Here is a 7889-nt window from a genome sequence, read left to right on the forward strand (position 1 = left end):
CCCAATCAAATATATCATGAATAGCCCCAATGACATATTACAATCCACTTACGCAAACAGAATCAGTTACTCCGGCCCAAATGAAGATTCCAGATCCGAATTAAAAGCCTTAAATATAAATGAAAACGACAATATTTTATGTGTTACTGGCGGCGGAGATCGCGTATTAAGCCTCTTGTTAGACAAACCTAAAAAAATAACCGCAATCGATCTAAACCCATGCCAAAATTACCTCTTAGAACTCAAAAAAGCCGGGATACAGGAGTTAAATTATGAGGATTTCCTGAAATTTACAGGGGTTCTTCCATGCAATAAAAGGTTGCATTTTTACAACATAATAAAACACCACCTCTCAAAAGAAGCGGAATCATTTTGGAGAGAAAACACAAAAACAATCAAGAGGGGACCTATCTTCGAAGGAGCCTTTGAGAAGCACTTTAAATTGATTAGCACCATTATTAAAACTATTCGTCCAAGCAAGATAAGAACGTTAGTCACATTCAAGAACATTGAAGAGCAACGTAAATTTGTTGAGCAAAAATGGAATACCCCAGCCTGGAAACACTTTTTGCACTTTCTAACCAGCGAGTCTATCTTCAGGCTTTTCCTGAAAGACCCCGGATTCTACCAGCATGTTCCTCAAGAAGTATCGATTCCCGAGTATTTGATAAGCAGGATGGATCACTCCCTAATGAATCACCTGATCCTTGAAAATTTCTTTATGACTTTCTTATTGACGGGAAAATATAACCCAGAACATGGGCTACCTTTATATTTAGAGAAAAAAAATTATCCGATAATAAAGGATGCATTAAATAACTCCATCATAGAAACAGTAACATCACCACTAGAAGCATATTTAGATCGACTAGAAACCAAGATTGACAAATTTTCGATTTCTGACGTTTCCGCTTATCTCAACGAAGAAAACTTCATCTCCCTACTAAACTCAATACACTCAGCTGGCAATGAAAACTGTATATTATGTATGCGTCACTTTATTACAAAGAGAAGAATTCCCGATTTCTTTAAAAGTAAGTTTATTTTTAACCCGGCCTTAGAAGAAGAGCTTGGCAATAGCGATAGGTCTTTTGTTTACAGCTTTAACGTTGGCGTAAAATGTACCCGCTAGCTTTTCTCACTATTTCAATCATCATCGCCAATGTTTCAATATTAGACAAATTGAGTTAGCAACTACTTTTAGACTATCCTTCTGAAATTTAAGCCTCGAACATTGATAAACCAAGCAACTTTATAATTGAATGGTTCTTTTGACATCAAAGTCCCCCAAAATAAACACTCCAGCTTGCCACACAAAAGTAGCGGGAAACTAAATAATTACAGCCCCGCGCTACCATTTAAGATTTCACCACACTTCCCCAAGGAAACCGCAGATTAATCTATGAAGGGTTATTTTGAGACCTAAAATAAGCCATTATCAGGAAAAACTCCCACCTCGACATAGGGCCGGTGACTCTATTGATCTATAACCGCCAGGCAAACCGGACAAGGGGGTATTGGCCTTGCGGAACTGCTTTCAACAGCTGCCCTGCTAGCTACGTTATCACCATTTATACAACCCTAGTGATGACTAACGTCCCCTCGTACAACTGGCTATTTTGACTTTTCTTCAAAGTAGCCAAGCTCTTCAACCACATACTGTAATCGGTGTGGCAAACCTTTCCTCATAAAAGCTACATCTATTACCTTTCCACTGGCAAGGGCACTCCACAACCCATTTTGACCACTGTGAACCCAACTATCGTTGACTCTCAATAGTACATCATTATCCTCAAATCCCAACGCAGTAAAAAATTCATTGCCAGCCACACCCTCCAGACGTATCAAATGGTGCCCTTCAACTTCTAATTCCGCCTTGGTAAACTTGGCCTCTAAGGATTCGCGCTGCTCAAGCTGTTTCGATAGCCACTCTTGTCCGAGAGTCAACACTCCCGCAGGCTCAATTAATTTTTTTCCTTTCTCACCATGAGGCTGTTCAATGCGCTGGCGCAGTTCCTCAGTGTGCTGACGAGAATAAGTTAAAGATACCGTATTACCTTCCTTCCCTTGAAGCAATAAACGCTCCGGTGTGCCCTGATTGTTAATAACAGCATAGTTACCCTCCAAACTCCTCAAGGAAACATCTTTGAGAAGTGGCTGCCCCAAGGAATAATATCGAGCCTTCTGCCCCTCTACTTCTACTAGAGCTTTAGACTTTTTTTCTATGCTCGATTCACTAATACCCACTAGAGCAAGAGGAAGATTCGTTACGGGAAGTTTATTTTTACTATTTCTCTGTTGCTCCCAGGTATGCTTTTGTTTTTGATCTATATTAAGTTTCGCCAACTCCCTTTCTATCCAATAAGAATACTGCTCAAAGGATCGCTTCCCCTTTAAGTAGAGTCCATTGATAAAAACCACCGGTACGTTTTTGAGCCCCAGCTTTAAAGCTGTTTCTTGATCCTCGAGGACTAGCGCCCTGTAACTTTCATCCCCTACACAACTTGCAAAGTAAGCGCTATCAACTGACAAGTGCTTGGCCGTCTGAATGTATGCGCCACCTCCTAAATTTGGAGTTCTTGCATAAAGGGCATCGTGGTACTCCCAGAAAGCATCTTGATCCCCAGCACATCGAGCGGAAACAGCCGCCCTAACGCCCTCGCGGTGAAACTTTAAGGGGAAATCAAAATTAACTTGTCGCACCCAACCAGGATATTCACTTAGTAACTGCCTCAGTACAGGCTGGAAAGACTTACAGTGAGGAGACTGAAAAGAACAAAAAACGGCTACTGTTACAGGCGCTTCAGGATTACCACGTACAGCCCTGTTCTCGTAAGAGAGCTCGACACGCGGCGGCTTAGGAACAGGCAGAAGAATTTCAACATCTGTACCAGCCTCTGAGGTGTCAGAAATAAATTCATGAAGCTTATTCAGGCGCAGCTTGTGTTCCATCTCCGCGATATCGTACAAAACAAACTGAAGATCTCTGTCCAGTTCTTGTACAGTAACTTCCTTCCCGCCTATTCTCGCAGCGACAACATGTTGATCAGCTACCCTACCCTCTGCAATCGCTTTCGTATCCTCGGCGCAACCATTAATTACACCCAAACTCCCGGAAACAATTAAGATTATTAAAATGCGTCCTAGCCCATTCACTGGCAATTCTCCTTTTACCGGTTTTGACCAATCTTACCGCCCAATTCTCATTTCAGTCTCTTACATCGACATTTGTCGCTGCTGCAATCACAAAATGGGAACTAGACATGCTTTTTGGCATCAGAGCCAACAATCTAGGAACTGGAGAAACAATTATTTCTCAAAGAGGGGGAGGGTACTGGGGAAAACTGGTGAGTGAAAATAGTTTAGGAAGACACCATGCGCGCCCAGAAAGGCAACCTATCGGTTCTCGCTTTCGGATAAGTCTGGTAGAGCCTTCTAATGCCTGAACCGGTCAAATCCCGGGAAATTACTATTAGCTTCAGTACAGAATAAGAATTGAAGCCAACCAATTTGAAGTTACCACCTCCTAATCGAAAGCGGGCCGCTGTTGCGGCCCGCTATAAGTCAAAATCGGTACTAAAACCCTAACTCTCGCCAGGTAAAGGTTTGTTAATTAACGGTACATATGAACTGGAAGGGCGAAGTAACGCCGCCATCTGAATCATCACCTGGCGCTGGGACATGGACCTCAACCTTTACAAACTCAGATCCTAACTCGGCATCAGTGGGGGCAATGATACCAAAAGTAAGCAGATCAGGAAGCGGATTTGTAGTCGCACCGCTGGAAATCTCAGTGGACTCTGGGGTTACTTCGCAGTTCTCTGAGTCAACCTTCACCGTCGTCCCGACAGGCAAGCGCCCGTTGTAGACGTCGGAAACATAAAAGTAAAGGTTAGTCGCTTCGCCTACGCCAATTTCAACCTCAGGCTGAGATTCATAATTATCATCTGTAGTTCTAAATATTCCATAGGCCGTACTTCCTGCCAATCGAACTACGATCTCATCGCGCACATGAACTAACTCTTTAGAGCATGCTCCCGCACTTTCAGCAGCGTCGGAACAGCTAAGTCCATTATAAATACCGTTACCACTATCGTACTCGCGATTATCATCTAGAGGGATAAACACTTCTTCATCGCCGGCCACATCTGGGCAATTGGGATAGCAGCTACCAGTACTGTTCGAGTTCCCAAAGGCTCCGTCTTCGTTGTGGTCTAAGAATGCTTCTGGCAAATCTACAAACGTTTCGCCGACATCATATTGCCCATTACTATTCGCATCAGTAAAACTCTCCTGTCCCAGGGCATAGGCTAAAATAGTGGAGCGGCCGCCATAAGGTTGGCCCAGAGATTGCGGGCAGGGGTAACCAGTCTCAGCTGTAACCGGGCACTCCGTATTCCATATATCCCGAAGTGAATGCATCTCACCGTCATCACCAAGGAACTCATATTCCAACGGTGCTCGGGGACTCTGGCTATTCCAATCCACTGAGCAATTCCCATCTACAGTGGTGCAGTAGCCGGCTATGCGCCCATACTCCGTTTCAAAGGAGATAGCGGTACCATCAGGAATTGTATTGTCAGCGTCGCCAGCCCTGATAGTAATTTCGGACGTGACCCCATCATAGCTATCACCATTCACATTGAGGATGCTAGCTGACAAAGAAAAAGAGTTCTGATCAAGAATGCCCGCTGAAACCACTAAGCTACTAGATACGGCACTATAAGTAGCCCCATTATCATCAGTAATCGTGGCTTTTACTCGAACTGGCAGTGCTACACTTCCTGAGGAAACTAGCGCAACTACTTCACCTTCAGAATCAGTCGTTTCGGAGCTACTGGCAAGGCTTACATTTCCCTCCCCTTCATCCAAGGTGAAGTTAACTTCCACCCCACTCACTGGCAGGCCTTCTTCGCTGAGGACCTTAAAACGCACTTCTGATGTTTCCTTGCCTCCAGTACCTCGAATATTGATGACTTCAGGTTCAGCGCTCACAAACTCAATGTAGTCGAAGACTAGAGGCATCACGGTAACACGACCAGTGGCTGATATACCTGGGTAGGCAGATAGCACCGCAGTAATGCTATCCTCACCTTCACAGCCCAGTGCTGCATAGGTCGAAGTAGCCTTCCCGTCGATAGTAGTAACCGGAGAATCTAGGGTAGCAACGGCTGGTTCGCTCAAGCTGCAATTACTAGAAAATTCTACTGACATCCGCTTGGTGTAGAGATTGCCATCAGGCCCCTGTACATAGACATAAACAGGCGTAGTGCCTCTAGGGGATAGATCCTCACTAGCCGTAATTTCCAGCTCACCAGGCACGAATTGTTGGTTATCATCCAAATAACCCAACTGCAGGGAGGGCTCTCCAACTGTAAATACCTTAGGTGAGTATGGATCCTGGTCAGTACTGATATCGTCATAAACTACAACAATTTCACCAGCATTCCCGACCTCTTCTCCTTCAAGATCCAACTCTAAAGATGCAACGCCACTATCATTCGTCGTCACAACCCCACTGCCAGGCACCAACTCACCCAAAGTCGTTGTAACCAAAATATTGCTAGAAGCAACTGGATCTCCATCAAGCTTGACAGTCACTTGGACAAGTACAGGCTCCTCAGGATTTGGAGTTTGAACCACCTCACCCGTCTCTAGGTCTTGCAGCTCTACATCAATACTATATGTGGCTTCCGGCGTGGTACCACCATCATCATCATCACCGCCGGCACTACCACCGCCACCACAAGCGGTCAGTGAAACAGCAACGGTCATCAATAGAAGCCATCGCAAAATTGATTGGTACAGCGTAAGAATGTGCATCTAAATTTCCTTCAATATTTTTAGCGCCCAGCGGCAGTAGCCATCATCTCCAATCGGGTGTTTATAGTTTTTCCCGATACGGCTTAATGCGTCTTTAGCTATCGTCGACTACTCACCCAAGCTAGAAGTCAACTGTTGCATCTATGGTGTCTAGCGTAAGAGCTGCTCAAAAAAGCACCATCTCAGTGAACAAGAAGAGGCAACGGGCGACTATCCAGAATCAATGGAATAAAATCAAGTTTTTTACATCCACCTTGCACTATTGTTCTATAAAAAAATTAACCGCTAAAAAATCAATATGATTTATAAACTTTTTTCCTGAATTTTCTTGATACAAGTCAGAGCTTTTAGGTTTTTAATAAGCTATTGAACGTGCCGTGATCTACATTAGAAGGCGGGCAAAACTCAGCACGTAACGGGCGGTTTTTTCTATTTTCTTTGTTTTTTCAGTCATAAAAAAAGGGCCACCCTATTGGGTGGCCCTTTTCGGATTAGAAGCCTGACGATGACCTACTCTCACATGGGGAAGCCCCACACTACCATCGGCGATGTTGCGTTTCACTTCTGAGTTCGGCAAGGGATCAGGTGGTTCCACAACTCTATTGTCGTCAGGCAAACTGGCTTGGGTTGGCGTTGGTCTTATAAGCAAAGTGCTTGGCCTGCCGCGTTATCGCTGTTTGCCTCGGTCATGTTATTGACCGGCGATAACCCCAAATAAGTCGGTAAAACAATCTGTAGTAATACACCGCAAGCGATCGTATGTCTCTAACTCACAATCCGCTAGCTTAGCTAGTCGTTAGTAACCATCTCTGTTGTATGGTCAAGCCGCACGGGCAATTAGTACTGGTTAGCTCAACGCCTCACAACGCTTCCACACCCAGCCTATCAACGTGGTAGTCTTCCACGGCCCTTCAGGAGGCTCAAGGCCTCAGGGAGATCTTATCTTGAAGGAGGCTTCCCGCTTAGATGCTTTCAGCGGTTATCCCGTCCGAACATAGCTACCCGGCAATGCCACTGGCGTGACAACCGGAACACCAGAGGTTCGTTCACTCCGGTCCTCTCGTACTAGGAGCAACTCTTCTCAAATCTCCAACGCCCACGGCAGATAGGGACCGAACTGTCTCACGACGTTCTAAACCCAGCTCGCGTACCACTTTAAATGGCGAACAGCCATACCCTTGGGACCGGCTTCAGCCCCAGGATGTGATGAGCCGACATCGAGGTGCCAAACACCGCCGTCGATGTGAACTCTTGGGCGGTATCAGCCTGTTATCCCCGGAGTACCTTTTATCCGTTGAGCGATGGCCCTTCCATACAGAACCACCGGATCACTATGACCTACTTTCGTACCTGCTCGACATGTCTGTCTCGCAGTCAAGCGCACTTATACCATTATGCTCATTGCATGATTTCCGACCATGCTGAGTGCACCTTCGTACTCCTCCGTTACTCTTTGGGAGGAGACCGCCCCAGTCAAACTACCCACCATACACTGTCCTCGATCCGGATAACGGACCAGAGTTAGAACCTCAAACATACCAGGGTGGTATTTCAAGGACGGCTCCACAACAACTAGCGTCGCTGCTTCAAAGCCTCCCACCTATCCTACACAAATAGGCTCAAAGTTCAGTGCAAAGCTGTAGTAAAGGTTCACGGGGTCTTTCCGTCTAGCCGCGGGTACACTGCATCTTAACAGCGATTTCAATTTCACTGAGTCTCTGGTGGAGACAGCGTGGCCATCGTTACGCCATTCGTGCAGGTCGGAACTTACCCGACAAGGAATTTCGCTACCTTAGGACCGTTATAGTTACGGCCGCCGTTTACCGGGGCTTCGATCAAGAGCTTCGCCGAAGCTAACCCCATCAATTAACCTTCCGGCACCGGGCAGGCGTCACACCCTATACGTCCTCTTACGAGTTTGCAGAGTGCTATGTTTTTAATAAACAGTCGCAGCCACCTGGTCACTTCGACCGGCCTCAGCTTAGGGAGCAAGTCCCATCACCAAAACCGGCGTACCTTCTCCCGAAGTTACGGTACCATTTTGCCTAGTTCCTTCACCAGAGTTC

The 7889-nt window shown here is 45.8% G+C and carries 3 protein-coding genes and 2 rRNA genes (1 of these 5 running past the window's edge); 1 reads left to right on the forward strand and 4 read right to left on the reverse strand.

The genetic code is table 11. The features are described 5' to 3' along the window. Positions 1 to 16 precede the first annotated feature (16 nt). Positions 17 to 1132, forward strand: a complete 1116-nt coding sequence (locus ACJJIZ_RS18540) for a DUF3419 family protein (protein ID WP_444914421.1) — start codon at positions 17 to 19, stop codon at positions 1130 to 1132. 482 nt (positions 1133 to 1614) lie between these two features. On the opposite strand, the gene ACJJIZ_RS18545 is transcribed toward ACJJIZ_RS18540, so the two are convergent. From ACJJIZ_RS18545 to ACJJIZ_RS18560, 4 genes are all read right to left on the reverse strand, one after another. Next, positions 1615 to 3156: a thioredoxin domain-containing protein gene (locus ACJJIZ_RS18545; protein WP_444914422.1), complete on the reverse strand. Its 1542-nt coding sequence runs from the start codon at positions 3154 to 3156 to the stop codon at positions 1615 to 1617. Between the two features lie 453 nt (positions 3157 to 3609). Continuing rightward, the gene (locus tag ACJJIZ_RS18550; protein WP_444914423.1) at positions 3610 to 5823 is read right to left on the reverse strand and encodes a hypothetical protein; all 2214 of its coding nucleotides are present in this window, start codon (positions 5821 to 5823) and stop codon (positions 3610 to 3612) included. Positions 5824 to 6320: 497 nt separating this feature from the next. Continuing rightward, positions 6321 to 6436, reverse strand: a 5S ribosomal RNA gene (rrf, locus tag ACJJIZ_RS18555). A gap of 203 nt (positions 6437 to 6639) precedes the next feature. Beyond that, positions 6640 to 7889, reverse strand: a 23S ribosomal RNA gene (locus tag ACJJIZ_RS18560); it runs 1632 nt beyond the window's last position.

Source organism: Microbulbifer maximicatervae (SeqCode), assembly GCF_052467225.1.